General features: G+C 65.5%; 26 protein-coding genes. 21 read left to right on the top strand and 5 right to left on the bottom strand.

Going from position 1 to position 26,730, the window contains the following annotated elements; translation table 11 throughout:
• Window positions 1-70: 70 nt before the first annotated feature.
• Entirely contained in the window at window positions 71-1,495 is a 1,425-nt protein-coding gene (locus RPS27_RS13530; protein ID WP_285808863.1) for a serine hydrolase domain-containing protein, read from the bottom strand.
• A 144-nt stretch (window positions 1,496-1,639) separates the two neighbouring features.
• The gene (locus RPS27_RS13535; protein WP_212064908.1) at window positions 1,640-2,701 is read right to left on the bottom strand and encodes a helix-turn-helix domain-containing protein; all 1,062 of its coding nucleotides are present in this window, start codon (window positions 2,699-2,701) and stop codon (window positions 1,640-1,642) included.
• A gap of 210 nt (window positions 2,702-2,911) precedes the next feature.
• Between RPS27_RS13535 and RPS27_RS13540 the strand changes: the two genes are divergently transcribed.
• The 3 genes from RPS27_RS13540 to RPS27_RS13550 all read left to right on the top strand — a co-directional run bounded on the left by RPS27_RS13540 (window position 2,912) and on the right by RPS27_RS13550 (window position 5,201).
• Entirely contained in the window at window positions 2,912-3,829 is a 918-nt protein-coding gene (locus RPS27_RS13540) for a pirin family protein (protein WP_211415339.1), read from the top strand.
• A gap of 71 nt (window positions 3,830-3,900) precedes the next feature.
• Window positions 3,901-4,815, top strand: a complete 915-nt coding sequence (locus RPS27_RS13545; protein ID WP_212064907.1) for a phosphoribosylaminoimidazolesuccinocarboxamide synthase — start codon at window positions 3,901-3,903, stop codon at window positions 4,813-4,815.
• A gap of 110 nt (window positions 4,816-4,925) precedes the next feature.
• Complete coding sequence (locus tag RPS27_RS13550) at window positions 4,926-5,201, top strand: hypothetical protein (RefSeq protein ID WP_211415337.1); 276 nt, start codon at window positions 4,926-4,928, stop codon at window positions 5,199-5,201.
• A gap of 53 nt (window positions 5,202-5,254) precedes the next feature.
• Here the strand turns inward: RPS27_RS13550 and RPS27_RS13555 are convergent, their stop codons facing one another.
• Entirely contained in the window at window positions 5,255-6,748 is a 1,494-nt protein-coding gene (locus RPS27_RS13555) for an NAD-dependent succinate-semialdehyde dehydrogenase (RefSeq protein WP_212064906.1), read from the bottom strand.
• Window positions 6,749-6,869: 121 nt separating this feature from the next.
• A complete protein-coding gene (locus RPS27_RS13560; RefSeq protein WP_128922711.1) occupies window positions 6,870-7,190 on the bottom strand; it encodes a hypothetical protein in 321 nt (106 codons plus the stop codon).
• 346 nt (window positions 7,191-7,536) lie between these two features.
• On the opposite strand from RPS27_RS13560, the gene RPS27_RS13565 reads away from it, so the two are divergent.
• Both RPS27_RS13565 and RPS27_RS13570 read left to right on the top strand, forming a co-directional pair.
• On the top strand, window positions 7,537-8,730 hold the full coding sequence (locus tag RPS27_RS13565) for a serine hydrolase (RefSeq protein ID WP_211415334.1): 1,194 nt from the start codon (window positions 7,537-7,539) through the stop codon (window positions 8,728-8,730).
• A 119-nt stretch (window positions 8,731-8,849) separates the two neighbouring features.
• The gene (locus RPS27_RS13570; protein WP_212065223.1) at window positions 8,850-10,544 is read left to right on the top strand and encodes an AMP-binding protein; all 1,695 of its coding nucleotides are present in this window, start codon (window positions 8,850-8,852) and stop codon (window positions 10,542-10,544) included.
• 63 nt (window positions 10,545-10,607) lie between these two features.
• Here the strand turns inward: RPS27_RS13570 and RPS27_RS13575 are convergent, their stop codons facing one another.
• Window positions 10,608-11,609 (bottom strand): adenosine kinase, encoded by a 1,002-nt coding sequence (locus RPS27_RS13575; RefSeq protein WP_212064905.1) that lies wholly within the window; start codon window positions 11,607-11,609, stop codon window positions 10,608-10,610.
• A gap of 125 nt (window positions 11,610-11,734) precedes the next feature.
• Here RPS27_RS13575 and murJ point away from each other — a divergent pair, with 125 nt between their 5' ends.
• The 16 genes from murJ to trmB all read left to right on the top strand — a co-directional run bounded on the left by murJ (window position 11,735) and on the right by trmB (window position 26,722).
• Window positions 11,735-13,267, top strand: coding sequence for a murein biosynthesis integral membrane protein MurJ (gene murJ / locus RPS27_RS13580; protein WP_211415332.1), 1,533 nt, complete (start codon window positions 11,735-11,737; stop codon window positions 13,265-13,267).
• Window positions 13,268-13,346: 79 nt separating this feature from the next.
• Window positions 13,347-14,399, top strand: a complete 1,053-nt coding sequence (trpS, locus tag RPS27_RS13585; RefSeq protein ID WP_212064904.1) for a tryptophan--tRNA ligase — start codon at window positions 13,347-13,349, stop codon at window positions 14,397-14,399.
• A gap of 94 nt (window positions 14,400-14,493) precedes the next feature.
• On the top strand, window positions 14,494-14,988 hold the full coding sequence (locus RPS27_RS13590; RefSeq protein WP_194405124.1) for a universal stress protein: 495 nt from the start codon (window positions 14,494-14,496) through the stop codon (window positions 14,986-14,988).
• Between the two features lie 193 nt (window positions 14,989-15,181).
• Window positions 15,182-15,751 (top strand): NifU family protein, encoded by a 570-nt coding sequence (locus tag RPS27_RS13595; RefSeq protein ID WP_211415331.1) that lies wholly within the window; start codon window positions 15,182-15,184, stop codon window positions 15,749-15,751.
• Window positions 15,752-15,839: 88 nt separating this feature from the next.
• Window positions 15,840-16,535, top strand: a complete 696-nt coding sequence (gene tsaB, locus RPS27_RS13600) for a tRNA (adenosine(37)-N6)-threonylcarbamoyltransferase complex dimerization subunit type 1 TsaB (RefSeq protein WP_194405126.1) — start codon at window positions 15,840-15,842, stop codon at window positions 16,533-16,535.
• Window positions 16,532-17,017, top strand: a complete 486-nt coding sequence (rimI, locus tag RPS27_RS13605; RefSeq protein ID WP_212064902.1) for a ribosomal protein S18-alanine N-acetyltransferase — start codon at window positions 16,532-16,534, stop codon at window positions 17,015-17,017. The genes tsaB and rimI overlap by 4 nt, the downstream gene beginning before the upstream one ends.
• 39 nt (window positions 17,018-17,056) lie before the next feature.
• Window positions 17,057-17,512, top strand: coding sequence for a Fur family transcriptional regulator (locus RPS27_RS13610; protein ID WP_028133658.1), 456 nt, complete (start codon window positions 17,057-17,059; stop codon window positions 17,510-17,512).
• The gene (locus tag RPS27_RS13615; RefSeq protein WP_211415328.1) at window positions 17,513-18,193 is read left to right on the top strand and encodes an HAD family hydrolase; all 681 of its coding nucleotides are present in this window, start codon (window positions 17,513-17,515) and stop codon (window positions 18,191-18,193) included. It abuts the gene before it with no gap.
• Between the two features lie 189 nt (window positions 18,194-18,382).
• Window positions 18,383-19,777 carry a tRNA (N6-isopentenyl adenosine(37)-C2)-methylthiotransferase MiaB gene (miaB, locus tag RPS27_RS13620; protein WP_313754067.1) on the top strand — a complete coding sequence of 465 codons (1,395 nt, stop codon included), beginning with the start codon at window positions 18,383-18,385 and terminating at the stop codon, window positions 19,775-19,777.
• A gap of 61 nt (window positions 19,778-19,838) precedes the next feature.
• On the top strand, window positions 19,839-20,834 hold the full coding sequence (locus tag RPS27_RS13625) for a PhoH family protein (RefSeq protein ID WP_194405130.1): 996 nt from the start codon (window positions 19,839-19,841) through the stop codon (window positions 20,832-20,834).
• Window positions 20,835-20,895: 61 nt separating this feature from the next.
• Complete coding sequence (ybeY, locus tag RPS27_RS13630) at window positions 20,896-21,405, top strand: rRNA maturation RNase YbeY (RefSeq protein WP_212064900.1); 510 nt, start codon at window positions 20,896-20,898, stop codon at window positions 21,403-21,405.
• 1 nt (window position 21,406) lies between these two features.
• On the top strand, window positions 21,407-22,525 hold the full coding sequence (locus tag RPS27_RS13635; RefSeq protein WP_249131360.1) for a hemolysin family protein: 1,119 nt from the start codon (window positions 21,407-21,409) through the stop codon (window positions 22,523-22,525).
• A complete protein-coding gene (lnt, locus tag RPS27_RS13640) occupies window positions 22,522-24,135 on the top strand; it encodes an apolipoprotein N-acyltransferase (RefSeq protein WP_212064898.1) in 1,614 nt (537 codons plus the stop codon). The genes RPS27_RS13635 and lnt overlap by 4 nt, the downstream gene beginning before the upstream one ends.
• Before the next feature lie 222 nt (window positions 24,136-24,357).
• Window positions 24,358-24,771, top strand: coding sequence for a helix-turn-helix domain-containing protein (locus RPS27_RS13645; protein WP_028139513.1), 414 nt, complete (start codon window positions 24,358-24,360; stop codon window positions 24,769-24,771).
• A gap of 86 nt (window positions 24,772-24,857) precedes the next feature.
• Window positions 24,858-26,015, top strand: a complete 1,158-nt coding sequence (locus RPS27_RS13650) for a M20 family metallopeptidase (protein WP_313754068.1) — start codon at window positions 24,858-24,860, stop codon at window positions 26,013-26,015.
• On the top strand, window positions 26,012-26,722 hold the full coding sequence (gene trmB / locus RPS27_RS13655; protein WP_212064896.1) for a tRNA (guanosine(46)-N7)-methyltransferase TrmB: 711 nt from the start codon (window positions 26,012-26,014) through the stop codon (window positions 26,720-26,722). Before RPS27_RS13650 ends, trmB begins: the two co-directional genes overlap by 4 nt.
• The last annotated feature ends 8 nt before the right edge of the window (window positions 26,723-26,730 follow it).

The following is a 26,730-nucleotide window of genomic DNA, read 5'->3' on the forward strand; positions in this document are numbered from 1 at the left end:
ACCCCTCATCCGGCGCTTCGCGCCACCTTCTCCCGCAAGGGGAGAAGGAAGAAGAAGCAACCTGCTCTTCTCAATCCGCCCCCGCCAGCTTTCCCTTCTCCCGCGTCGCGGCCACGACATCACGCACGAGCTCGAACACGCCGTCCGCTTCCGGCGGACCGTTCGGCGAGCGGCCAAGGCGGACGATCACCAATTGCTCCGACGGGATCACGATGGTGTATTGCCCGATGGTGCCCTTGGCGAAGAAGGCATCGCGCGGCCAGCCATGGGCGATGCGCAACTTCGCGCCAAAGCTGTCGCCCTGGTTGGTCCAGAAGCCGGCACCGATGCCGACCCACGCGTTCGGCGTTGCCGTCGCCGAATAGTTCGCCCATCCCTCAGGCAGAATGCGTCTGCCGCCGGCGATGCCGTCATTGAGATAGAGCTGGCCGAAGCGCGCCCAGTCGCGCGCGGGTGCGAGCATCTCGCTCGATCCTTCGATCGTGCCGGAGCCATCGAGCTGGAGGACGACACGGCGCATGCCGAGCGGGGCGAACAATTCGCGGCGCGCAAAGCGTAACGCGTCTTCGGGATTGCCGCCGGCCGCTTCGCGGATCAGATGCGAGAGGATGATGATGTTGCCGTCGTGATAATTCCAGGCAGCGCCTGGCGCGGTCTCGAGCGGGATGGTCTCGGCATAGGCGGCCATGTCCGATTCCATGAACTTCATCCGGTTGACCGGCTCGAAGGCTGAGCCGAGCGAGGCCTGCAGCGAGCTGCCGAGCGCAAGCCCTGCGGTATGGCGCAGAAGCTGGTCCACCGTGATGGCATGTCGGGGATCATCGGGGTCTTTCCAGGCCGCGACCGGCGCGGGCCCGTCGAGCTTCAGCTTGCCCTGGCGCACCAACACGCCGATCAGCGCCGAGATGATCGACTTCGTCATGGAGAAGCCGAGCAGCGGCGTCTCCGGTCCAATGCCCTCTGCATAACGCTCCGCGACGACGCGGCCCGACTTCATCACGACCACCGCGCGGGTGCGCCGGTAAGGCGGCTGCGTCGGCTCGGTGAAGGCGCGACCGAGCGCGGCTGCAAGTGAGGAGCTTTGCGGCGGCACGATCGCAGGGCCTGCGATCTCGGGCAGAAGCGCGGGCTGCCTGTCGTTCGCGGGCGGCTCGACAGCAGCAATCCCCGCGCCATGGTCGAGCGTGCAGCCGAGCCCCTCGCGATAGACGGCACGGCTGCGGCCGACGCCGAACAGCGTCACCGTGACGTCCTTGCGGACGCGATCGACCCGGGTGTCCATGGCCCAGGTGATCAGGCCCGTTCCGGGCATCGCATCGGTGGTCTCGGTGAAGTTGCGCTGCGGATCGAGGCCGGAGATGAACGTCTCCGAGCACAGGATGTCGGCGACGAAGCCGGTGGCGACCTTCGGCACATCGCGAGCGCGCGCGACGCCGAGCGCGAGGCCGGCAGCGGTGATGGTGGCGGTGAGGAGGACGATCTGGCGGCGGGTCACTGGCTTTCTCCGGCTTGGGGCGCGAGCCCGGGAGGAAGCCGGAGCGGGCAGAAGCATGCTCGCCGGATTTGGAAAATGGTCTGGTCAAAGTCGGAGAGGACTGGCTGATTCTGAAATCGCGTTGCGATTACAGCAGCTTAGGATTTAGGCCGCATTCACTTTCAGCCGGCGGTACTCCGTCGGTGTCACGCCCGTGACGGCCTTGAAGGCGCGGTTGAACGGGCCGAGCGACTGGAAGCCGGCGTCCATGGCGATGGTGATGACGGGGACTTCGGCCTGGGCGGGATCGGCAAGCGCGGCCTTGGCTTCCTCGATCCGGTGGTTGTTCAGGAACACATTGAAGTTGCGATAGCCGAGGCGCTGGTTGATCAGCCGGCGCAGGCGGTATTCCGGGATCTTCAGCCGACCGGCCAGCACGCCGATGGTGATGTTCTCCTGGCGATAGACCCGCTCGTCCGCCATCAGCCGCATCAGGGCATCGATGAGCTTTTGATCGGCGGCGTCTTCAGCGGCTTGCGGAGCGAAAACGACCACCGGCGCGGCCTTCGCTTCGACCGGAAACAGATCGGCGGCATCGACGCGCATCATGGCGTAGGCGATGGCCGCGACAATACAGGCGAGCACGCCAGTATTGATCGCATCGGCGACATCGCCGACTTTGCTGCCCGCGACGGCGATCTGGAGAGCCGCATTCACGCCGCCATAGAGCGCGCCGGCACAGACGATGAACACGCGAACGCGACGGCGGCGCTCGACCAGATCGGCCGGCCACGAGGCGATCGTCTGCCCAATCGCGAGCGCGATGAAGCCGAGCACGATCAGATTGACCACCGTCACCGAGAATCGCACATGGCCGCCCGGCGCGATCCAGACGCAGCCGGCGAAGCTGAAGGCGGTGACCAGCGCCCAGACCCATCCGTGCCACCAGCGGAGGCGAAACTCGTCGTCGAACAGCGCGCGCGTGAACAGCCAGAACACCACGATGTTGCCGGTCGATAGCGCAACCAGCGGCGCATGCGATACCGGGATCCGCGACGTGACACCCACCGAATAGCTCACCGCGTGCGCGGCCAAGCCCAGTGCGAGAGCAGCACCGAGCCGCCCCGCCAGCACGTTGCGGAAATCGGCGATCAATGACGCCGCCAGCACCAGCAGCAGAGCGACGCTGGCGGCGCGAAAGGCGAGCTCGGTTGCGGCAAGGGTCATCGGCTGGGCGAACGGTCGCAGTTGAAAGCAGCCGAACATCGTTGGTTGCGCCGGCTTTTTCAAGGACGATCCGCATGCCACGCCTAGAGCCACTTCCACTTGTGCATTTGGCGCTGTTGCGGCCCGCGGCGTAGAGCGCCGCCTTTGCCGCGACGATGCTGCAAATTCCTGCTAGGCTCGCGTCCAAGAAAGTCAAAAAGGAGTCCCCTCATGAGCTGGCAGCCCTCGAACGATCCCGTGCTCGGCGATCCCATGTCCTGCGACGCGCTCGACCTCGTCATCGTGCCGCGCACGCGCGATCTCGGCGACGGATTCGCGGTGCGGCGCGCGCTGCCGCACGGCAAGCGGCAGATGGTCGGGCCGTTCATCTTCTTCGACCATTTCGGCCCGGTGCAGTTCGTCTCCGGCAAGGGCATGGATGTGCGGCCGCATCCACATATCGGGCTTGCCACCGTCACCTATCTGTTCGACGGCGCGATCATGCATCGCGACAGCGAGGGCAACGTCCAGGAGATCGCGCCGGGCGCGATGAATTTGATGACGGCGGGGCGCGGCATCGCGCATTCCGAGCGCACCCCGGACGCGCAGCGCGCCTCGGGCCAGAAGATGCTGGGCCTGCAGAGCTGGATCGCGCTGCCGGCGGGATCGGAGGAGATCGCGCCGTCATTCCAGCATTACGCGGCCGGCGATCTGCCGATGATTTCCGAGCGCGATTTCACCGCGCGGGTGATCGCGGGTTCGGCGTTCGGCATCACCTCGCCGGTCACGATGGTGTCGCCCTGGTTCTACACCGAGGTCACGGCCGTCGCGGGCGCGAGCGTGCCGCTCGACCCTGACCATGAGGAGCGGGCGATATACGTGGTGGAGGGCGAGGTCGAGATCGCGAACGAGCGCTATGAGGGGCCGCGGCTGCTGATCTTCCGCCCCGGCGACCGCATCACCGTGAAGGCAATCAAGGCGACGCGAATGATGTTTCTCGGCGGCGATGCACTGGAGGGGCCGCGCCACATCTGGTGGAATTTCGTCTCCTCCAGCAAGGAGCGGATCGAGCAGGCCAAGCAGGACTGGAAAACCGGCCGCTTCGCCGCAGTTCCGCAGGAACACGAGTTCATTCCGCTGCCGGAATAGGCTAATCCGGTGTCTGGCCGCACCATCAGGCGCGGTCGGATTCCCCTGCCCTGCCCGCGAAAGCTCTGCCGATGACCACCATGCTCTCCAGCGACCTGCCCCTGGCCAAGATCGGACGCGGCAAGGTGCGCGACATCTACGCCGTCGACGACGACCGCCTGCTGCTGGTCACCACCGACCGCATCAGCGCCTTCGACGTGGTGATGGGCGAGACCATCCCGATGAAGGGCGCGGTGCTGACGCAGATCAGCGCGTTCTGGTTCAACGAGCTCGAAGGCGTGGTGCCGCATCACATGATCAGTGCCGACACCGACGAGATCATCGCCGCCGTGCCGGCGCTCAAAGCCCACCGCGCCGAGATCCTCGGCCGCGCCATGCTGTGCAAACGCACCTCCGTCTTCCCGATCGAATGCGTGATCCGCGGCTATCTCTCGGGCTCGGCCTGGAAGGAATACGCCGCCTCAGGCACGCTTGCCGGCGAGAGGCTGAAGGCGGGTCTCGTCGAGAGCGAAAAGCTGGAGCCTGCGATCTTCAGCCCGGCGACGAAGGCCGAGACCGGCCATGACGAGAACATCACCATCGCGAAGATGCGCAGCGTGGTCGGCGACGAGACCGCCTACACGCTGGAGAGCATGACCCGCGCGATCTACACGCTCGGCGAGGAGCTGGCGCGTGAGCAGGGCATCATCATCGCCGACACCAAGTTCGAGTTCGGGCGCGACAAGGACGGCCGCATCATCCTGATCGACGAAGTCATGACGCCGGATTCCTCGCGCTTCTGGGCGGTCGATGCCTACAAGCCCGGCCAGCCGCAGGCGAGCTTCGACAAGCAGCCCCTGCGCGATTATCTCGACGTCGAGCGCCGCGCCGGCCGCTGGAATGGCGACGCTCCCCCGCCGCCGCTGCCGGCGAGCGTGGTGGAGGCGACCAGCAAGCGGTATCTGGAAGCGTATCGGCGGGTGACGGGAGCGGAGCTGAAGATCTAGCGCGCGGTTGCTGCCGCGCGATCTCGACTCATTGATCCAGATCAAGCCAGGCGCCCACGATCAAAGAAAGCTGATCACCTCGGATTGGTACAACAATTAGGGAGATTGCCATGAGGCTGGTCGGCACAAAGCGAACGTTACTTTTTGCAGCCGCTCTGGGCTGCGGAATTTTTGGCTCGACCAACTGGTCAAACGACGCCGGCATCGCGTTCGGCGTTCCAAGCGCTGAAGCCAGAGTCGGCCGGCCGTTAACCCCCGTGAGCGTTGCCGGCGTCGCCCGTCGAACCACGCGCCGCGCGGTCGTAGGGGGCGCGGCTGCGGGTGCGGCAGCTGCCGGCACGGCGTGCGTCCGCGTCTATGTGAACGGCGCCTACGTCTGCCGCTGATGCCATTCGCGCCGGCGAACTCAAATCGCCGGCGCGCATCGTCGATCGTCGGGTTACACCCCCGCCATCATCACGTATTTGATCTCGACATATTCTTCCATGCCGTGGCGGGAGCCTTCACGGCCGAGGCCGCTTTCCTTGACACCGCCGAACGGCGCGACTTCCGTGGTGATCAGGCCGGTGTTGACGCCGACCATGCCTGACTCCAGCGCTTCGGCGACGCGCCAGACGCGGCCGAGATCGCGGGAGTAGAAATACGAAGCCAGGCCGAACGGCGAGGCGTTGCACATCGCGATGACGTCGGCCTCGTCCTTGAAGCGGATCACCGGCGCGAGCGGGCCGAAGGTTTCTTCCTGCGACACCAGCGAGTCCGACTTGACGTCGGCGAGCACCGTGGGCTCGAAGAACGAGCGGCCGAGCTCGCTGCGCTTGCCGCCGGTCACGACCTTGGCGCCGCGCTTGACGGCATCCGCGATATGGCGCTCGACCTTGTCTACCGCCTTCATGTTGATCAGCGGGCCCTGCGTGACGCCGCTCTCGGTACCGTCGCCGATCTTCATCGCTGCGACCTTCTTCGAGAGCTTCTGCACGAACTCGTCGTAGATCTTGTCTTGGGCGTAGAGGCGGTTGGCGCAGACGCAGGTCTGGCCCATGTTGCGGTACTTCGAGACGATGGCGCCTTCGACCGCAGCGTCGATGTCGGCATCGTCGAACACCACGAAGGGCGCATTGCCGCCGAGCTCGAGGCCGAGCCGCTTCACGCCGACGGAGGCCTGCTGATAGAGGATCTTGCCGACCGCGGTCGAGCCGGTGAAGCCGACGAAGCGCACGGCCGGATGCTCGCACAGCACCTTGCCGATCGGCGGCGCGTCACCGGTGATGATGTTGAGCACGCCCTTGGGGATGCCCGCCTTCTCGGCGAGCACGGCCAGCGCCAGCGCCGACAGCGGGGTCTCGTTGGCGGGCTTCAGCACCACGGTGCAACCGGCGGCCAGTGCCGGCGACACTTTTCGCGTGATCATCGAGTTCGGGAAATTCCATGGCGTGATGGCGCCGCAGACGCCGATCGGCTGCTTGATCGCGAGCAGCCGCGCATCGGGCCGCTGCGTCGGGATGGTCTCGCCATAGACGCGCCTCGCTTCCTCGGCGAAGAATTCGATATAGGCCGCGCCAATATCGACCTCGCCGAGCGCCTCCGAGAGCGGCTTGCCCTGCTCCGAGGTGAGGATCAGTGCGAGGTCCTCGCGGTTGGCTGTGATCAGCTCGAACCATTTGCGCAGGATGTTGGAGCGCTGCTTGGCGGTGTGCTTGGCCCAGCCCGGAAAGGCGCGCTCGGCGGCTTCCACCGCCCTGGTGGTCTCGTCCGCGCCGAGCTGCGGAACTTTTGCCAGCTCGACGCCGGTCGCGGGATTGTTGACGGCGAACACCGGCGTGCCGACCCAGGCGCCGTCGATGTAGCAGGCCTCCTTCAGGAGCGAAGGGTCCTTCAACCGGTCGCGCAGGGTGGCGGTGGCTTGCGGGGCGCGTGCGGCGGCGGTCGGTGTCATGGCGTTACTCCCAGGGGCAATCGGACTTGGGCGATCGGATCGGCCCGGAATATAGGGGCAAGCGGTGCCCAATGCACCGCCCCGCAACGCACATCTGCCTGTAGCTTGGGAGAGAGCGGCCTTACGCCGCGCCGCTCATATAGGTCTCGCGGCGGCCAATCATGCGCTCGGCCGCGGCCTTGGCGTCGGCCTTCGAGGAGGTCGCGCAGGTCCGGTATTCGAGATCGGGCACGTCGGACGCGTTGCGGCGTCCGAACCACGACTTGGAGCCGACCGGCAGCAGCGCCAAGGATTGCGCCAGATTGTCGACCGCACCGAAGGAATAGAGCGCACCGGTGCCGGCGACACGGACCTCGTAAATGCCGGGCGAGATCGGCGCCTCCAGGTTCTCGCCCCGTCCGGGACGGGGATAGCGCTTCCATTCACTCCAGGTCGAAATCATTTGAGGTCCCCTCGCGGCCGGTCAGCAGCCGCCAATTTGCATCAAGTCTTAACGTCGTCGGCCGATTGGCCGCGAGCTGAAACGCCGCAACGCACAAAATGTTTCAAGTGCTTTCAAACAGGTGAAACATATCGCCAGAGCCCATCCACGGTCACTGCGACGTGCGGCCATCCACCGCAGATTGTGACGGAGTGTTGCCGTTGAGCCCACCTGTCGTCCTGCGTGGCGCACGGACCGTCAAGTCACGACATCGCGACCGCAGCGGGCATCTGGACACGCTTGCCGCACAGAGCGTGCGGGAGGACAATTGATCACTGCCAACAATAATCAAACCCGAGGAAACGCCATGCAAAGCAAAGCTGAGATCGACGAGATTTTGCGTCAGAAGAGCGAAGCCAAGGAGATTCCCGGCGTCGTCGCCATCGCCGCCAGCGGTAACGACGTGCTGTATCAGGGCGCGTTCGGCAAGCGCGATCTGTCGAAGCCCGATCCGATGACCGCTGACAGCGTGTTCTGGATCGCCTCGATGACCAAGGCGGTGACGACAGCGGGAGCGATGCAGCTGGTCGAGCAGGGCAAGCTGTCGCTGGATGCGCCGATCGGCGAGCTGTTGCCCGATCTCGCCAATCCGCAAGTGCTCGAAGGTTTTGACGCCAAGGGCGAGGCCAAGCTGCGGCCGGCCAAGCGGCCGATCACGCTGCGCCAGCTCATGACCCACACCGCCGGGTTCTGCTACAACATGTGGAACGGCGATCTCGCGGTCTATCTGGACAAGCACGGCATTCCCGCGATCACCACCTGCCAGAACGCGGCGCTGAAGACGCCCATCATGACCGATCCCGGCACGCGCTGGGAATACGGCACCAACATCGATTTCGTCGGCAAGGCGGTGGAGGCCGTCAGCGGCAAGCGGCTGGATGCCTACCTGCGCGACAACCTGTTCAACCCGCTTGGCATGAGCGACACGGCGTTCAAGATCACCGACAGCATGCGCAAGCGCCTCGTCGGCATGCATGCGCGCGGCGAGGACGGCCAGCTCGCAGCGATCCCGTTCGAGCTGGAGCAGGAGCCGGAATTCCACATGGGTGGCGGCGGCCTCTATTCGACCGCAGCCGATTACATCAAGTTCACCCAGATGATCCTGAACAAGGGCCGCGGCAACGGCAACCAGGTGCTGAAGGCCGAGACCGTGGCGACGATGGGCCAGAACCACATCGGCGATCTCGCCATGGGCAAGATGACGACATCGGCGCCGATGTACACCAACGACGTCGATCTCTATCCGGAGCAGGTGAAGAAGTGGGGCCTCAGCTTCATGATCAACACCGCCAAGACCGCCGAGGGCCGCAGCGCCGGCAGCCTCGCCTGGGCCGGCCTCGCCAACACCTATTACTGGATCGATCCCGCGCGCGACGTCACCGGCGTGATCCTGATGCAGCTGCTCCCGTTCGCCGACGGCAAGTGCCTGGAGGCGTTCGCAGGCTTCGAGCGCGGGGTCTATGCCGGGCTCGATGCGGGCAGCGGACAGAAGGCGGCCTAGCCACTTAGTATGAGGTGCGCGACGTCGCGCGCCTTCGCAGCAATCGATAACCTCGTGCCCAAAGCCATCGGCTTCAGGCACGAGGCACCAACTTTGAGGAGACGAACTTGGCGAGCGACCTGGCGGGTAAAGCGGACAGCTACGTTTGCGGCATCTCGGACACGCCGCTGCTCGGCGACACCATCGGCCGCAGCCTCGACCACGCGGTGCGGCGCTGGGGGAAACGCGAGGCGCTGGTCTCGCCCAGCCACGGCGTCCGATGGACCTGGCGGGAATTCGCCGAGCGGGTCGACGCGCTCGCCGCGGGCTTTCTCGCACTCGGGCTCGAACGCGGGATGCGGATCGGCATCTGGTCGCTGAACCGGCCGGAATGGACGCTGACCCAGTTCGCCGCCGCCAAGGCCGGGCTGATTTTGGTGACGATCAACCCCGCCTACCGGCTCAGCGAGCTGGAGTTTGCGCTGAAGAAGGTCGGCTGCGCGGCGATCGTCACCGCCACCGCCTTCAAGACCAGCAATTACATGGAGATGCTCAACACGCTGTTGCCGGAGCTGGCAGGCTCAAAGCCCGGACAGTTGCACGCGGCACGCTTGCCGGCCTTGCGGATGGTGATTCAGATCGGCGGCCCCGCCGCGGCCGGCACGATCGCCTTCGACGAGGTCGCGCACATGGGCGTCGACCGGCATCGCCAGCAACTTGCCGCGCTCGGCGCTGCGCTTCAATTCGACGACCCCGTCAACATCCAGTTCACCAGCGGCACCACGGGATCGCCGAAGGGCGTCACGCTGACCCACCACAACATCCTCAACAACGGCTATTTCACGGGACGCGCGATGCGGCTGACGGAGCAGGATCGCATCTGCATTCCGGTGCCGCTGTATCATTGCTTCGGCATGGTGATGGGCAACCTCGCCTCGGTCACGCTCGGCACCACCATGGTTTACCCCGGCGAGGGCTTCGATCCGCTCGCGACGCTGCGTACGATCGAACAGGAGAAGTGCACGGCACTCTACGGCGTGCCGACCATGTTCATCGCGGAGCTCGACCATCCCGAGTTCAAGAACTTCAATTTGAAATCGCTGCGCACCGGCATCATGGCGGGCGCGCCCTGCCCGATCGAGGTGATGAAGCGCGTCAACACCGAGATGAACATGCGCGAGGTCACCATCGCCTATGGCATGACCGAGACCAGCCCGGTCAGCTTCCAGAGCGCAACCGACGATCCGCTGGAGCGGCGCGTCTCCACCGTCGGCCGCATTCATCCGCATGTCGAGGTCAAGGTCGTCGATCTCGAGGGGCGGATCGTCAAGCGCGGCGAACGCGGCGAGCTCTGCACCCGCGGCTACAGCGTCATGCTGGGCTATTGGGAGGAGACGGAGAAGACGGCCGACGTGCTCGACGCCAATGGCTGGATGCACACCGGCGACCTCGCCACCATCGACGACGAGGGTTATTGCAACATCGTCGGCCGCATCAAGGATCTGGTGATCCGCGGCGGCGAGAACCTCTACCCGCGCGAGATCGAGGAGTTCTTGTACCGTCACCCCAAGATCCAGGACGTGCAGATCTTTGGCGTCGCGGACACCCGCTACGGCGAGGAGCTCTGCGCCTGGATCCGCGTCAGGCCGGGCGAGACGCTGACCGCCGAGGAGGTCCGCGCCTTCTGCGACGGCCAGATCGCCCACAACAAGATCCCGCGCTACGTCGAGTTCGTCGACGAATTTCCGATGACGGTGACGGGCAAGATCCAGAAATTCGTGATGCGCGATGCGGTGGAGCAGCGGCTGGGGCTGAAGGCAGCGAAGACAGCGTGAGGGGCTTGCGCTGCCTCCCCAATCACGCTGTCATTCCCCGCAATGACGGGGAAGAGACGCGCTCTACGCCGTCAGCCCGCGCTGGCCAGCCAGCTCCTTCAGTGACACCAGCGGGCGGGCGCCGATGTGCTGGATGACTTCGGCGGCCGCGAGTGCGCCGAGTTCGCCGCACTGCTTGTAGGCAAGATTGCGCGCCAGGCCATACAGGAAGCCTGCGGCGAACAGGTCGCCGGCGCCGGTGGTGTCGATGACCTTGTCCACGGGGAATGCCGGCGCGGCGACGGCATCTTCAGACGAAACCACCATGCAGCCCTTCTCGCTGCGGGTGACCACGCCGAGATTGACGTCGTTGCGCAGCTGCTTCAGCGCCGTGTCGAAATCCGACGTCATGTAGAGCGAGTGCAGCTCGGACTCGTTGGCGAACACGATGTCCACGGTGCCGTTGCGCATCAGGGACAGGAACTCGTCGCGATAGCGATCGACGCAGAAGGAATCCGACAGCGTCAGCGCCACCTTGCGCTTGGCGTCATGGGCGATCTTGGCCGCCTTGACGAAGGCGTCCTTGGCGTTCTTGGGGTCCCAGAGATAACCCTCGAGGTAGACGATGCCGGCGCCGGCGATCTCGGCCGGATCGATATCGGCAGGCGACAGGTCCTGCGCCGCGCCGAGATAGGTGTTCATGGTGCGCTCGCCGTCATCCGTGACGAGGATGTAGGAGCAGCCGGTGGCGGGGCCGTCGGTCGCGGCCGGCGTGTTGAAGGCCACGCCGGCAGCGCGGATGTCGTGGACGTAGAGCTTGCCGATCTGGTCGTCCTTCACCTTGCCGACATAGGCCGCGCGGGCCCCGAGGCTGCCGATGCCGACGATGGTGTTGGCGGCAGATCCCCCCGAGACTTCCGTGGCCGGCCCCATGTCCTTGTAGATCGCGGCGGCCCGCGCCTCATCGATCAGGGACATGCTGCCCTTGGTCATGCCGTGCTTGGCCAGAAAGGCCTCATCGGTCCTGACCAGCACGTCAAACAGCGCGTTGCCGATGCCGAGAACGTCATATTTCACGTCAGCCATTCACCTTGATCCTGTTTGGCGGATTGCGAACCCTACGAAAATCCGCTTGCTGTCGGCCTGAAATCTGGCTCGCGGCCTATCACGACCGGCCCCAAGCGGGCAAGCAACGGTATTATAAAGAGCCGATGATCCGCTCCTTCCTGACAGTTTCGACGGGAACACTGGCCTCGCGGCTGCTGGGTTTTGCGCGCGATTCCCTGATCGCGGCGCTGCTCGGTACCGGCGCCGTGGCGGATGCGTTTCTGGCGGCCTTCCAGCTCGTCAATGTGGTGCGCCGCCTGCTCAGCGAGGGCGCACTGAATGCGGCGCTGATCCCTGCCTGGCTGCGGGTCCGCGAGCGTGACGGCGAGAAGGCCGCCACCGCATTCGCAGGACGCGTGCTCGGCACGGTCAGCGCGGCCCTGGTCGCGATTTCGATCGTGATCGCGCTGGCGATGCCATTGATCATCACGGTCATCGCGCCGGGCTTTCTCGGCAGCGGCACGCTCGATCTTGCCGTCGCGAACGCGCGGCTGATGCTGCCTTATCTCGCCTTCGCCGGCCCGGTCACGGTGCTGATGGGCCTGCTGAACGCTCAAGGGCGCTTTGCGCTCACGGCATTTTCGCCACTGCTGTTCAATATTGCCTTGATCGCCGCGATCGCCGTACTGCTCGTCTGGCATGCCGATGCGACCTTCGCGGCGTGGCTGCTGGCGGCCACCGTCGGTATCGCCGGGCTGCTGCAATTGTTGATGCTGCTGTCGCAGCGAAGCGCGCGCCTCGCGACGCCGCTGCGCGTCAGCTTTGACAAGGAGATGCGCGGCTTCTTCGCCAAGGCCATCCCCGGCATGATCGCAAGCTCCGGGCCGCAATGGCTGATGGTGGCCGGCGCGATCATCGCCTCCGCGACGCCGTCCGCGGTGTCCTGGCTCTATTTCGCCAACCGCCTGATCGAGCTGCCGCTCGGCATCGTCGGCGTCGCCATGGGCACCGTGCTGGTGCCGGAGCTGACGCGCGCTGTCGGAAGCGGCGACCGCGAGGCGGTGGCGCATGCGGAGTCCCGCGCGCTAGAGCTGGCGGCCGGGCTGGCACTGCCGGCGACGCTCGGCCTGATCGTGCTGGCCGAGCCGATCGTACGGCTGTTGTTCGAGCACGGCGCGTTCGGCGCGGATGACAGTGCGGCGACTGCACACGCGCTGATGTGGCTGGCGCTGGGCCTGCCGGCGCATGTACTGATCAAGGCGCTGTCGCCGGCCTTCTATGCCCGCAGCGACACGATGACGCCGCTTCTCGCCACCGCCAAAGGCTTTGCGGTCGCAATCGTGCTTGCCGTGCTGCTCGGCCATTTTTTCGGAGCGAGCGGGATCGCGGCGAGTATCGCGGCCGGTGCCTGGAGCAGCGCGCTCTCGCTGCTCCGCAAAGGCACGGCCGAGTTCGGCTTCTCGGTCGATGCCGCCGCCCGCAAGCGGTTGCCGCGGATCGTGCTCGCCGCAGCCGCCATGGGCGCCCTGCTCTGGCTCACCGCGGGCCTCGTGCCTGCCGAGGCGCACGGCCTCGTCCGCTTCATCGTGCTGGGCCTGCAGATCGGGGCCGGGATCGCGGTCTATGGCCTGCTGCTGCAAATCCTCGGCGCGGCCTCGTGGCGCGAGGCGGTTAACGCGTTGAAACGGTCCGCCTAAACCGCGAACGTGGAATTGCCCTTGACGGGGCAGCGCCGCTGTTGGAAACGACGGCCGAATACCTATGGGAAAGCTGACCATGCCATTCGTTGAACGGGTCTTTTCGGGCGTCCAGCCGACGGGCAATCTGCACCTCGGCAATTATCTCGGCGCGATCGTCAACTTCGTGAAGATGCAGGAAACCCACAATTGCATCTATTGCGTCGTCGACATGCACGCGATCACGCAGGGCATCGACGTCTGGGGCGGTCCGGCCGAGCTCACGCGCAACACCCGCGAGGTCACCGCGGCGTTCATCGCCGCCGGCATCGATCCCAAGAAGCACATCGTGTTCAACCAGAGCCAGGTCTCGGGCCATGCCGAGCTCGCCTGGATCTTCAATTGCGTCGCGCGCATGGGCTGGCTCGGCCGCATGACCCAGTTCAAGGAGAAGGCCGGCAAGGACCGCGAGAACGCCTCGGTCGGGCTGTTCGACTATCCCGTGCTGATGGCCGCCGACATCCTGCTGTACCGCGCCACGCACGTGCCGGTCGGCGAGGACCAGAAGCAGCATCTGGAACTCTCGCGCGACATCGCGCAGAAGTTCAACAACGACTTCGGCGATTCCATCCGCGCCCAGGGCGCCAATGACGGTCTGTTCTTCCCGCTGCCGGAGCCGCTGATCACCGGCCCTGCGACGCGCGTGATGAGCCTGCGCGACGGTACCAAGAAGATGTCGAAGTCCGACGCGTCGGACAATTCGCGCATCAATCTGACCGACGATGCCGACACCATCGCGCAGAAGATCCGCAAGGCGAAGACCGATCCGGAGCCGCTGCCGACGGAAGAGAAGGGCCTGGAAGCGCGCCCCGAGGCCGACAATCTGGTCGGCATCTTCGCCGCGCTCTCCGGCCGTGCCAAGGCCGACGTGCTGCGTGAATTCGGCGCCGGCCAGTTCTCCAGCTTCAAGAACGCGCTGGCGGAGCTGTGCGTGACCAAGCTCGCGCCGATCGCCGGCGAGATGAAGCGCCTCGTCGCCGACCCCGGCCATATCGACGCGGTCCTGAACGACGGCTCCGACCGGGCCCGCGCGATTGCCGACGAGACGATGAAGCTCTCCAAGGACATCGTCGGCTTCATCCGCCCGCGCTGAAGACGGTCGGCGCTAGAAGCGCCGACCCGCTTCTCCCCTCCCCAAGCTTGCGGGAGTGTGGCAGCATGCCGTCCCTGCACATTCCGGGATAGGCATGACCAGCAAACGACTTTGCTACGAGCCGGGTCACAAGCCCAAATGCCTCGTCATCGTCGATGACACCGCCGAATGGGATCGCGCGGTCTATTATGCCAGCCGCTGGGCGATCCGTGCCGGCGGCGGCGTGGTGATGCTGCGCATCATCGAGCCCGAGCAGCAGAGCCAGGAATGGCTGGGGGTCGCCGACATCATGCGCGCCGAGGCGCAGGAAGCCGCCGAAGCCGCGCTCGACCGCGCCGCGGGCCGTGCCAACGGCATCGCCGCGATCACCCCGGAGCGGGTGATCCGGGAGGGCGTGCCGATGGAACAATTGCTCGCCGTGATCGACGAGGACCCCGACATCGCCATGCTGGTGCTCGCCGCCAATCCCGGCGCGGAAGGGCCGGGACCATTGGTCGCGCTGCTCGCGCATGCGGTGGGGACGTTCCCGATTCCCGTGACCATCATTTCCGGCGCGCTCAGCGACGAAAGCGTGGACTCGCTGTCGTAGGTACCCCTACTGGGATGCGGCTAGGTGTTTGCTCGTCAAGCTCGGCCACGACGCCGCGGAAATTTCGACACCCTAACCCACTGAAATAACAACGAAACGACTTCGTTTCCCCTTGATCGTGCGTTCCCCGTCGCCATCTGCTAGGGAATAGGGCAACGCGCCGGCCTTGAACCGGCGACGTCTGGAGAAAACCATGTTCATTCAAACCGAAGCCACCCCCAATCCCGCCACGCTGAAGTTCATTCCCGGCCGCGTCGTGACCGACGGCAACCCCATGGAATTTTCGAGCCGCGAATCCGCTACGCGCTCCCCGCTGGCCGAAAAGCTGTTCGAGGTGCCCGGCGTCACCGGCGTGTTCTATGGATCGGATTTCATCACCGTGACCAAGGCGAGCGGTGAATGGCAGCAGCTCAAGCCCGCGATCCTCGGCGCCATCATGGAGCACTACATGTCCGGCGCGCCGCTGCTCGCCGACGGCGCGGCGGCCGATGATGCCGATCTCGACGACGAGGACGAGTTCTTCGACGAGGCCGATGCCGAGACGGTCGACATGATCAAGGATCTGATCGAGACCCGCGTGCGGCCGGCGGTCGCCAATGACGGCGGCGACATCACCTTCCGCGGCTTCAAGGACGGCATCGTCTATCTCAACATGAAGGGTGCCTGCTCCGGCTGCCCGTCATCGACCGCGACGCTGCAGCACGGCATCCAGAACCTGCTCAAGCACTTCGTGCCCGACGTGGTCGAAGTCCGGCCGATGTGATCGGTCAGCGAATGGCGAGTAGCGAATGGCGAATGGCATTCCGATCGGCTAGACTACTCGCTATTCGCCACTCGCCATTCGCTTTTCCATGCTGATCCTCGCCATCGATACCGCGCTCGACGCTTGCTCTGTGGCCGTGCTCGACACCGAAACGGCCGAGCTGCTTGCGCAAGAGCAGCTTCTGATGAAGCGCGGTCATGCCGAGGCCCTGATGCCGATGATTGCGCGCGTCATGCAGTCGGCCAGTCTCGCCTTCACCTCCCTCGACCGCATTGCGGTCACCGTCGGCCCAGGCAGCTTCACCGGCCTGCGCGTCGGCATTTCGGCGGCGCGCGGCCTGGCGCTTGCGGCCGGGCGACCGGCGATCGGCCTCACCACCCTGTCGGCCTATGCCGCCACAATCGTCGGCCAGAGCAAATCGGCACCGGTGATCTCCGCGATCGACGCGCGGCACGACCACGTCTATTTCCAGATCGTCGCCGGCGACGGAAGTCAATTGGTCCGGCCGCGCGTCGCGCCGATCGACGAGGCGATCGCGGCCTCGCAGTTCGGCGCACCGCATCTGGTCGGCAATGCCGCAAACATCCTCGCCGAGCGCTGGCCGAAAGATGGCGAGCAGCCGGTCGCGGTCGACGCGCAAGCAGCGCCCGATATCGGCTGGGTCGCATGGCTCGGCGCGGCGGCCGATCCCGAGACAAATCCGGCGCGGCCGTTCTACCTGAAGGCACCCGACGCCAAGCCGGCCGCAACTCCGCCGCTCGCAGCACAAGCCGCAACCTCATGATGGGATGGCTGTCGCAATGGTGGCGCGGCGGCACCGCTGCCGTCGAGCCAGCCTCCGCGCGCGACGCCGCGCGGCTGGCGCAGATGCACGGCGCCTCCTTCGCACATGGCTGGGGCGAAGGCGAATTCGAGACGATGCTCAGTGAGCGCAACACGCTGGTGCACCGCTTGCGCCTCGGCCGCAAGACGATCGGCTTCGCGGTATCCCGGATCGGTGCGGACGAAGCGGAAATCCTCTCGATCGCGGTGGACGAGGCCTATCGCGGCCGCGGCCTCTCCCGCATGCTGCTGATGACCCATCTCGGCCACCTCGCCGGGCGCGGCGTGCGCAGAATATTTCTGGAGGTCGAGGAAAACAACCAGCCGGCGGGACGGCTCTACGCCGGGTGCGGATTCGTGGTGGTCGGGCGCCGCGAACGCTACTATAAGCAGCCCAACGGGGAACAATTGAACGCCCTTCTGATGCGACGTGACTTGTCGTAACATCGGTGGCAGAAAGCGCCCCCGCCAGGCAGACAAACAATGACCGCTCTGAAACCTTCTTCCGCATCCAAGGCGTCCGGCATCGAGGCGCGCTGTGCCGCTACCGGCATGCGCATGACCGAGCAGCGCCGTGTCATCGCCCGCGTGCTTGCGGAGGCGATCGATCACCCCGATGTCGAAGAACTGTACCGGCGCTGCGTCGCCGTCGACGACAAGATCTCGATCTCGACCGTGTATCGCACCGTCAAGCTGTTCGAGGACGCCGGCATCATCGAGCGCCACGATTTCCGCGAAGGCCGCGCGCGCTACGAGACGATGCGCGACAGCCATCACGATCACCTCATCAATCTGCGCGACGGCAAGGTGATCGAGTTCACCTCCGAAGAGATCGAGAAGCTGCAGGCGGAGATCGCCCGCAAGCTCGGCTACAAGCTGGTCGACCACCGGCTCGAACTCTATTGCGTCCCGCTCGACGACGACAAGCCTACCAACTAAGTGCCCGTCGACCTCATCATCTTCGATTGCGACGGCGTGCTCGTGGACAGCGAGGTGATCTCCTGCCGCGCCCATGCCGACGTGCTGACGCGGCACGGCTATCCGATCAGCTCCGAGCAGGTGCTGGTCCGCTTCCTCGGCGTGTCCGAGAAAGACGCGCGGCGGATGGTGGAGCAGGAAATCGGCCGCAGCCTGCCCGATGATCTGGAGCAGCAGATCAATGCCGCCACGCTGAAATTCTACGCCAGCGATCTGCAGCCGATTACCCATGTCGCCGCAGCGATCGCCGCGATCGATCTGCCCAAATGCGTTGCGTCCAGCGGGACGCCGGAGAAGATCCTTCATGGCCTGACCTGTGCCGGGCTGCATGACCTGCTCGCGCCGCACATCTTTTCGGCGAGCCAGGTCGCACGCGGCAAGCCCGCGCCCGACCTGTTCCTGTTTGCCGCCAAGCAGATGAATGTCGCGCCGGAGCGGTGCCTGGTGATCGAGGACAGCGTCCCCGGGGTCACGGGTGCCCACGCGGCCGGGATGACCGTGCTGGGCTTTCACGGCGGCAGCCACTGCCCGCCGGGCCATTCCGAAAGGCTGCGCGCCGCCGGGGCCGGATTGACCTTCGACGACATGCTGCAACTGCCGGAGCTGGTCCGGAAGGCTGGAGCAAAGGTCTTGACTGGCTGATTTCGTCTTTTTCGTCATTCCGGGGCACGCGCGATGCGCGTGAACCCGGAATCCAGAGGTTTTGGCGCGAGATTCCGGGTTCGTCCGCTTTGCGGGTCCCCGTAATGACCGTCAGCGGCTCCATTCGCTGGCTTTTCGCCGCTCCAGCCTCTATTTGAAGGCCGTCCTCCACCGCCATTTTCGGGTTCCATGACGCCGCCGCGCAAGCTGCACATCAAATCATATGGCTGCCAGATGAACGTCTACGATGCCCAGCGCATGGTGGACACGCTGGCTCCGGAGGGATTCGTGGAGACGGCGAACGCCGAGGAGGCCGACCTCGTCATCCTCAACACCTGCCATATCCGCGAGAAGGCCTCCGAAAAAGTCTATTCCGAGCTCGGACGCTTGCGCGTCGCCAAGGACGAGGCCGCGCGCGGGGGACGCGCGATGCAGATCGCTGTCGCCGGCTGCGTTGCGCAGGCCGAGGGCGAGGAGATCGTGCGCCGCGCGCCTGCCGTGGATGTCGTGGTGGGACCGCAGAGCTATCATCATCTGCCGGAGCTCCTGAAGCGCGCCGGCAACGAAGGCCGCGCGATCGAGACCGAATTCCCGGCCGCCGACAAGTTCGGCTTCCTCGCCCAGCCGAAGCCCGACGCGATCCGCGCGCGCGGCATTTCCGCGTTCGTCACGGTGCAGGAAGGTTGCGACAAGTTCTGCACCTTCTGCGTCGTGCCCTATACGCGGGGCTCGGAAGTCTCGCGCCCCGTGGCGAAGATCCTCGACGACGTGAAGCGGCTGGCCGACAACGGCGTGCGCGAGCTCACGCTGATCGGGCAGAACGTCAACGCCTATCACGGCGAGGGGCCCGACGGCAAAACCTGGCCGCTCGGCCGATTGCTCGAACATCTGGCGACGATCCCCGGCATCGCGCGGCTGCGCTATTCGACCAGCCATCCCCGCGACGTCGACGACAGCCTGATCGCAGCCCATCGCGATCTCGGTGCCCTGATGCCGTTCGTGCACCTGCCGGTGCAGTCGGGCTCGGACCGGATTCTGGCGGCCATGAACCGCAAACATACCGCCGATCATTACCGGCGGGTCATCGACCGTTTCCGCTCCGCGCGCCAAGACATTGCTTTTTCATCAGATTTTATCGTCGGCTTCCCCGGCGAGAGCGAGCAAGATTTTCTCGCCACCCTCGCGCTTGTCACGCAAATCGGCTACGCTGCGGCGTATTCGTTCAAATACTCCGCCCGGCCGGGAACGCCGGCCGCGGATATGCAGGAGACGGTATCCCCCGCCGAGATGGACCAGCGATTGGAGCGGCTCCAGGAACTGATCGACAGCCAGCAATCGGCCTTCAACAAGGCTGCGATTGGCTCAACGGTCGACGTGCTGTTCGAACGTCCGGCGCGCAAAGACGGCCAGATCGTCGGCCGCACCGCATTCCTTCAGCCCGCTCACGTGATGGCCTCGCCCGACATCATCGGGCAGATCCTGCCTGTCAGAATCGACAGCCTCGAGCGCTACAGCTTTCTCGGCGAGCTCGTGATGCCGCGTGGCGCGCGCGAGCCCGTTTTATCGCAAGCCACTGGAGCCTGAACCCTTGCCCAAAAGCGCATCGGATTCGTCTTCGTTCGCTCCCCGCAAATTTGACCGCGACATGCAAGTTCCGCCCGAGACCCAGGTCGTCATCGACTTCGACGACAATCGCGCCGCTTCGGCCCTGGTTGGCCCCTACGGCCAGCATCTGGCCCAGGTCGAGCGGCGGCTCGGCGTGGTCGTGGATTCCAAGGGCAACCACATCACGATCGGCGGCACGCGCGACGGCTGCGACGCCGCACGCCGCGTGCTGGAGATGCTCTACGCGCAAGCCGTGAAGGGACAGGATCTCGACCAGGGCGAGGTCGAAGGCGCGATCCGCGCCGTGATCGCCCAGGGCTCGCTGTTCGAGTTCGATGCCAAATCGACCAAATCGGCCTTCGACAGCATCAACCTGCGCAAGCGCCCGGTTCGCGCGCGCACCGCCGCGCAGGATTCCTACATCCGCGCGCTGAAGCGCCACGAGCTGGTGTTCGGCATCGGCCCGGCCGGCACCGGCAAGACCTGGCTCGCGGTCGCGCATGCCGCGCAGCTGTTCGAGCGCAAGGAGGTCGACAAGATCATCCTGTCGCGCCCGGCGGTGGAAGCCGGCGAGCGGCTCGGCTTCCTGCCCGGCGATCTCCGCGAGAAGGTCGATCCTTATCTTCGCCCGATCTACGACGCGCTCTACGACCTCATGGATGCGCGCATCGTCGAGCGCGCGCTGCAGACCGGCGAGATCGAGATCGCGCCGCTCGCCTTCATGCGCGGCCGCACCCTCACCAACGCCGCCATCATCCTGGACGAGGCGCAGAACACCACCTCGATGCAGATGAAGATGTTCCTGACCCGTCTCGGCGAGAACAGCCGCATGATCGTGACGGGCGATCCCTCGCAGATCGACCTGCCGAACGGCCAGACCTCGGGCCTGGCCGAAGCGACCCGGCTCCTGGGTGGCGTCGAGGGCATTGCCCAAGTTCATTTCAAAGCCGAGGACGTGATCCGCCACGAACTCGTGGCGCGGATCGTTGCCGCCTACGAAGGTTCGCCGCAGCGGCCGGCCACCGGCCAATCCTGACGAGGCAACAGCTGGACCCCGGAGGGCGCGGACACGGCGCCTTGTCGTCCCAGACAACACAATGTCCCATCCCAACCTTCCCATGACCGAAGTCCTCGTCGTCGCCGATTGCTGGCAGCGCGAGCCGGATTCCGAAGCCGTGATCCAGCGCGCGGTGGCGGCTGCCGCCGAGAGCGTCGACGACGACGTTGCCGACGCCGAAGTGGCCGTGATGCTGACCGATGATGCCGGCATCCGCACCCTCAACAGCAACTGGCGCGGCATCGACAAGCCGACCAACGTGCTGTCGTTTCCCGCACTCCAGCCGGAAGGCGAGTGGAAGGAAGGTGATGCGCCGCGCATGCTCGGCGATATCGCGATCGCCTACGAGACCATGCGGCGCGAGGCGGACGAGGAACAAAAGCCGTTCGACCACCATTTGAGCCATCTCGCGGTGCACGGCTTCCTGCACCTGATAGGCTACGATCACGAGAACGACGGCGACGCCGAGGAGATGGAAGCGCTGGAGACCCAGATCCTGGCTCACCTTGGAATTCCCGATCCCTATGCAGACCGCGCAGGGACGCACTGAGATGCCTGACTCCGACCCCATCCAGGACAACCCGCGCAACACGGCCAATCTGCCGGCCGTGGTGACGCAAGGCGAGGTAATGCGCCCGACCGCGGACGGCTGGCTGTTGCGCGCCATCCGCACGCTGTTCGGCTGGAAGGCGGGATCGGTGCGCGACGACCTCCAGGTCGTGCTCGATGCGACGACGCCCGGCGATTCCGGCTTCTCGGCGGTCGAGCGCACCATGCTGCGCAACATCCTTGGCCTGCACGAGCGGCGCATCGCCGACGTCATGGTGCATCGCGCCGACGTCGTCGCGGTGAAGCGCGACATCCCGCTCGGCGAGTTGATGGACCGCTTCGAGAGCGCCGGCCATTCGCGCCTCGTGGTCTACAACGAGACGCTCGACGATCCCGTCGGCATCGTCCACATCCGCGACCTGCTCGCCTTCATGACCGCGCGTGCCCGCGTGTCGGAGGCCACCAAGACCAAGCGTAAGAAGCCGCTGCCGGCCGGGCTCGACCTGCGCGCCGTCGATCTCGCGCTGCCGCTCGAGGACGCACGGATCATCCGCAAGCTGCTCTACGTGCCGCCGTCGATGCGGGCGATCGACCTGCTCGCGCAGATGCAGGCCACGCGCATTCACCTCGCGCTGGTGGTCGACGAATATGGCGGCAGCGACGGACTGGTTTCGCTCGAGGACATCGTCGAGCAGATCGTCGGCGAGATCGACGACGAGCACGACAGCGACGAACCGCCGTCGATCGTGCGCCTGCCCGACAACGCCTTCATCGCCGACGCCCGCGCCAGCCTCGACGACGTCCGCACGGTGATCGGCGAGGATTTCGTCACCGGCGAAGCCGGCGAGGAGGTGGAGACGCTGGGCGGCTATCTCGTCAGCTTCGTCGGGCGCCTGCCGGTGCGCGGCGAGGTGATCTCGGGCCCCGGCACTTATGAGGTCGAGGTGCTCGATGCCGATCCGCGCCGCGTCAAGCGGCTGCGCATCTCGACGCGGAAAGAGCGTCCCGCGCCGCGGACCCAGCGCGAAAGAAGCCGCCGCGAGGCCGCGCCGGATAGCAGCCAGCCGCCGGCCAACGATACGCCCAGCCCGCCGCCGAGCGACGGGACCAGCCAACAGTGAGTCCGTTTCAGCGACTTCGGCAGATCGCGCTTGCCATCATCCTCACCTGGGGATGGAAGCGCGCCATCATCGCCATGGCCTGCGGCGCGCTGTCGGTGCTGGCGCTGGCGCCATTCAATGTCTTTCCAGTGCTGTTCATCACCTTTCCCGTGCTGGTCTGGCTGATCGACGGCGCCGGCGCCGGCCGATATGGCGGCGTTCCCGCTGCCGCGTTGACCGGCTACTGGTTCGGGCTCGGCTATTTCGTGCCCGGGCTCTACTGGATCGGCTACGCCTTCTTCGTCGACGCCGATGTGTTCGCCTGGCTGACGCCGTTCGCCGTGCTCGGCCTGCCGGCCTATCTCTCCCTCTTCACGGCCATCGGCTTCGCGCTGGCGCGCCTGCTCTGGACCAAGAACGCCACGCGCGTGCTTGCGCTCGCGGCAAGCCTCACCGTCAGCGAATGGCTGCGCGGCCACGCTCTGACCGGCTTCCCCTGGAACGCGTTCGGCTACGCGCTGTCCGAGCCGCTGCCGCTGGCGCAGACAGCCTCGCTGGTCGGCCTGTGGGGCATGACGTTCCTGACGGTTGCGATCTTCGCGAGCCCCGCGACGCTGATCGACCGCACGTCCGATCGCCGCCTGCCATGGCGCGTGCCGGCGACGGCCATTGCGCTCTTGATTGTCATGAGCATCTTCGGCGCGATCCGCCTGTCGCTGCACCCGACCACGATGGTGTCAGGCGCCAAGCTGCGCCTGATGCAGCCGAACCTCCAGCAGGACGCGAAATTCAACTACGCCGCCAAGCCCGAGGTGATGAAGAAATATTTGGCGCTGTCAGACCGCGCCTCCGGCCCGCAATCGACGGGCGTACGCGATGCCACCATCCTGATCTGGCCGGAATCCGCCTTTCCGTTCTTCCTGACCCGCGAAGCCGACGCGATGGCGCAAATCGCCGACCTCCTGCCGAAAGGCACCGTGCTGATCACGGGCTCGGTCCGCGCGCCCGATCTGCCGCGAGGCACGCCGATCACCCGTGCCTATAATTCGATCTACGTGATCGATCACGACGGCAGCGTGCTGGCCGTGTACGACAAGTTGCATCTGGTGCCGTTCGGAGAATTTCTGCCCTACCAGGGGCTGATGGAGAAGCTCGGCTTCGAGCAACTGACGCGTGTGCGCGGCGGCTTCATTCCCGGCACCGTGCGGCACGCGCTGCCGGTCCCCGGTGCACCACCCGCACTGCCGCTGATCTGTTATGAAGCCATTTTTCCCGGCGAAGTGGCCGGACGCGACGAACGTCCGGGCTGGATCGTGAACCTCACCAACGACGGTTGGTTCGGAATCTCGACTGGCCCCTACCAGCATCTGGAGCAGTCGCGAATGCGCGCGATCGAACTGGGATTGCCGCTGGTCCGCTCCGCCAATACCGGCATCTCCGCAGTGATCGATCCGGTGGGCCGTACCGTCGCGAGCCACGGTCTCGGAATCGAAGGCATTTTGGATGCAAACCTGCCCGCGGCGATCCCGCCAACCGTCTATGCGCGGGTGGGTGATGCACCTGCGGCCATGTTCGTCGCGCTGGCGGTGATTTTGGCGGTCCGCCGACGTGTCACCAAGCGGCATGGCTGATTGCGCAGTCGCCGCGGAGGTAGCCGGAAACTTTTGACAACCGCGGTCCTACGGTTGACAGACTGCACACGGGCTCCCCATTCTGCACCGGCTGCAAAAGACAGTGGTGCATTGCTAAATTTCTCCGCAATGTTTCCCAATAACAGGGTTTGATTTGACGTTGCTTGCACCTGAGGCACTCCGGTTGATTGCGCTGAAGGTGGTGTTTGGAGGGCTGAGGAAATGTCGAAAGCGCCCAACCCTGTTGACAAATATGTCGGCAGTCGCGTGCGTATGCGCCGCATCATGTTGGGCATGAGTCAGGAAAAGCTCGGTGAAGCTTTGGGCCTGACTTTCCAGCAGATTCAGAAGTACGAGAAGGGTACCAACCGGGTCGGCGCGAGCCGCATCCAGCAGATCGCCGAGATTCTGCAGGTGCCGGTGTCATTCCTGTTCGAGGGCGGTCCGAGCGGCGTGCCCGGGCCGGATGGCTTCGCCGAAGGCGCCTCGCCCTCTTACGTATCGGATTTTCTCGCGACCTCCGAAGGCCTGGCCCTGACCAAGGCGTTCACGCGAATCACCGATTCGAAGATGCGCCGCTCGATCGTCGATCTCGTCGAGCAGATTGCGGCTCGCGAAGGCCCCGACAAGCGCTGACGCGCCGCCTCAATGGCGATTTGAGACCGCGTCAAATCTGGCCTATGTCGTCATTTGTGGCCGCGCCTTGGCGTGCGTCCGCTTCGATGATGCGATTCAAAGGCACAGATGCGCCCATGACCAGCTCCAATTGGTTCGATACTCAAACTATTCTCGATGGCATCCGCCGCTGGGTGGAGATCGAGACACCGACGGAAGCGCCTGAACAGGTCAACAAGCTGATCTCCGTGGTCGCAGAGCAATATCGCGATTGGCCCGTCACGCTCGAGCGCGTCGCCGGCACCGATGGCTGCGGTGATCATCTCCTGGCGCGCTCGAATTGGGGCCAGGACCAGCCGGGCGTCCTGGTACTGAGCCACCTCGACACCGTCCATCCCATGGGATTCATCGAGCGCCTGCCGTTCAAGGTCGAAGGCGACATCGCCTACGGTCCCGGCATCTACGACATGAAGGGCGGCGCCTACATCGCCCATCACGCGTTTGGCGCGCTGTGTGCGACGGCCGATCGCTCGCCGCTCGGCATCACGCATCTGTTCACCTCCGACGAGGAGATCGGCAGCCCGACCTCGCGCGCGCTCATCGAGCGGGAGGGACGCAAGGCCAAATACGTGCTGGTGACGGAGCCGGCGCGGGACGGCGGCAAGATCGTCACCGGGCGCAAGGGCGTCGGACGCTTCCGCGTGTCCATCAAGGGCGTGCCGGCGCATGCCGGCTCGCGGCCCGAAGACGGCCGCAGCGCCGTTCGCGAGCTCGCCAACGTCATCATGGCGCTGGAAGGGATGAACGACCTCGCGCGTGGCGTCTCCGTCAATGTCGGCGTGGTGCGCGGCGGCACGCGCCCCAATGTCACGCCGGAAGACGCCTATGCCGAAGTCGATCTGCGCGTTGTGAGCCTCAAGGACGCAGACGAGTTCGTCGGCAGGATTCTCGCTCTGACCTCGAAGACCGACGGCGTCACCGTCACCGTCACGGGCGAGCTCAACCGCCCGCCTTACGAGAAAAGCAATGCAGGCGCCTCGCTGTACGAGCATGCGAAGACGCTCGCCGGCGAGATCGGCTTCGAGCTGATCGACACCCACACCGGCGGCGGCTCGGACGGCAATTTCACCGCCCCGCATACCGCGACGCTCGACGGGCTCGGCGTCGACGGCAAGGGCGCGCACACCCATTATGAGCAGCTCTATGTCTCCTCGCTCGCACCGCGCGCGCGGCTGCTCCATCGCCTGTATCAGACGCTGCGATGAGCGAGCGCAAATCAGACCCCGATCGCGAGGACAGCGAGCGCGCCTTCTTCGGGCGCCGCAAGGGCCACAAGCTCAGACAGCACCAGGCCGCGCTGGTCGATCACCTGCTGCCGCATCTTGCGCTCGACATCCAAAGTGAGACGCCGGCAGACGCAAGCGAGATCTTTGGCCCCGAGACCGAAGATGTGCGGCTCGAGATCGGCTTCGGCGGCGGCGAGCATCTCGCAGCCGAGGCACAGAAATTCCCCACGACCGGCCTCATCGGCTGCGAGCCCTATGTCAACGGCATGGCGAAGATCCTCGCGCAGATCGAGGCCGCCAATATCGGCAACATCCGCCTGTTCGCGGGCGATGCCGCCGAGCTGCTGGCCTGGCTGCCCAAGGCATCGCTGTCGCGGATCGACCTGATCCATCCCGACCCCTGGCCGAAACGGCGGCACTGGAAACGGCGCTTCGTCCAGGACAGGACGATCGCCGCGATGGCGCGCGTGCTCAGGAGCGGCGGCGAATTCCGCTTCGTCTGCGATATCGACGATTACTGCGCCTGGACGCTGTCGCACCTTGCGCGTTCACAGGACTTCGTCTGGCTTGCCGAACGCGCCGACGATTTCAGGCAGCCATGGGCGGGCTACACCATGACGCGCTACGGCCGCAAAGCCGCGCGCGAAGGACGCAAGGCGGCATATTTGCGGTTCAGGCGGGTGTAGACTTTTCG

It is taken from the genome of Bradyrhizobium sp. WYCCWR 12699, from assembly GCF_032144035.1.
Taxonomy (GTDB): Bacteria; Pseudomonadota; Alphaproteobacteria; order Rhizobiales; family Xanthobacteraceae; genus Bradyrhizobium.

Coding starts and splice junctions, on each gene's coding strand:
- RPS27_RS13545 (WP_212064907.1), top strand. CDS start 3,901: ATGACCACCATGCTCTCCAGCGACCTGCCCCTGGCCAAGATCGGACGC.
- rimI (WP_212064902.1), top strand. CDS start 16,532: ATGATGGGATGGCTGTCGCAATGGTGGCGCGGCGGCACCGCTGCCGTC.
- RPS27_RS13565 (WP_211415334.1), top strand. CDS start 7,537: ATGCAAAGCAAAGCTGAGATCGACGAGATTTTGCGTCAGAAGAGCGAA.
- RPS27_RS13535 (WP_212064908.1), bottom strand. CDS start 2,701: ATGACCCTTGCCGCAACCGAGCTCGCCTTTCGCGCCGCCAGCGTCGCT.
- RPS27_RS13650 (WP_313754068.1), top strand. CDS start 24,858: ATGATGCGATTCAAAGGCACAGATGCGCCCATGACCAGCTCCAATTGG.
- RPS27_RS13625 (WP_194405130.1), top strand. CDS start 19,839: ATGCAAGTTCCGCCCGAGACCCAGGTCGTCATCGACTTCGACGACAAT.
- RPS27_RS13540 (WP_211415339.1), top strand. CDS start 2,912: ATGAGCTGGCAGCCCTCGAACGATCCCGTGCTCGGCGATCCCATGTCC.
- RPS27_RS13590 (WP_194405124.1), top strand. CDS start 14,494: ATGACCAGCAAACGACTTTGCTACGAGCCGGGTCACAAGCCCAAATGC.
- tsaB (WP_194405126.1), top strand. CDS start 15,840: ATGCTGATCCTCGCCATCGATACCGCGCTCGACGCTTGCTCTGTGGCC.
- RPS27_RS13560 (WP_128922711.1), bottom strand. CDS start 7,190: ATGATTTCGACCTGGAGTGAATGGAAGCGCTATCCCCGTCCCGGACGG.
- ybeY (WP_212064900.1), top strand. CDS start 20,896: ATGTCCCATCCCAACCTTCCCATGACCGAAGTCCTCGTCGTCGCCGAT.
- RPS27_RS13595 (WP_211415331.1), top strand. CDS start 15,182: ATGTTCATTCAAACCGAAGCCACCCCCAATCCCGCCACGCTGAAGTTC.
- RPS27_RS13555 (WP_212064906.1), bottom strand. CDS start 6,748: ATGACACCGACCGCCGCCGCACGCGCCCCGCAAGCCACCGCCACCCTG.
- trpS (WP_212064904.1), top strand. CDS start 13,347: ATGCCATTCGTTGAACGGGTCTTTTCGGGCGTCCAGCCGACGGGCAAT.
- RPS27_RS13610 (WP_028133658.1), top strand. CDS start 17,057: ATGACCGCTCTGAAACCTTCTTCCGCATCCAAGGCGTCCGGCATCGAG.
- RPS27_RS13645 (WP_028139513.1), top strand. CDS start 24,358: ATGTCGAAAGCGCCCAACCCTGTTGACAAATATGTCGGCAGTCGCGTG.
- RPS27_RS13550 (WP_211415337.1), top strand. CDS start 4,926: ATGAGGCTGGTCGGCACAAAGCGAACGTTACTTTTTGCAGCCGCTCTG.
- miaB (WP_313754067.1), top strand. CDS start 18,383: ATGACGCCGCCGCGCAAGCTGCACATCAAATCATATGGCTGCCAGATG.
- RPS27_RS13635 (WP_249131360.1), top strand. CDS start 21,407: ATGCCTGACTCCGACCCCATCCAGGACAACCCGCGCAACACGGCCAAT.
- RPS27_RS13575 (WP_212064905.1), bottom strand. CDS start 11,609: ATGGCTGACGTGAAATATGACGTTCTCGGCATCGGCAACGCGCTGTTT.
- murJ (WP_211415332.1), top strand. CDS start 11,735: ATGATCCGCTCCTTCCTGACAGTTTCGACGGGAACACTGGCCTCGCGG.
- trmB (WP_212064896.1), top strand. CDS start 26,012: ATGAGCGAGCGCAAATCAGACCCCGATCGCGAGGACAGCGAGCGCGCC.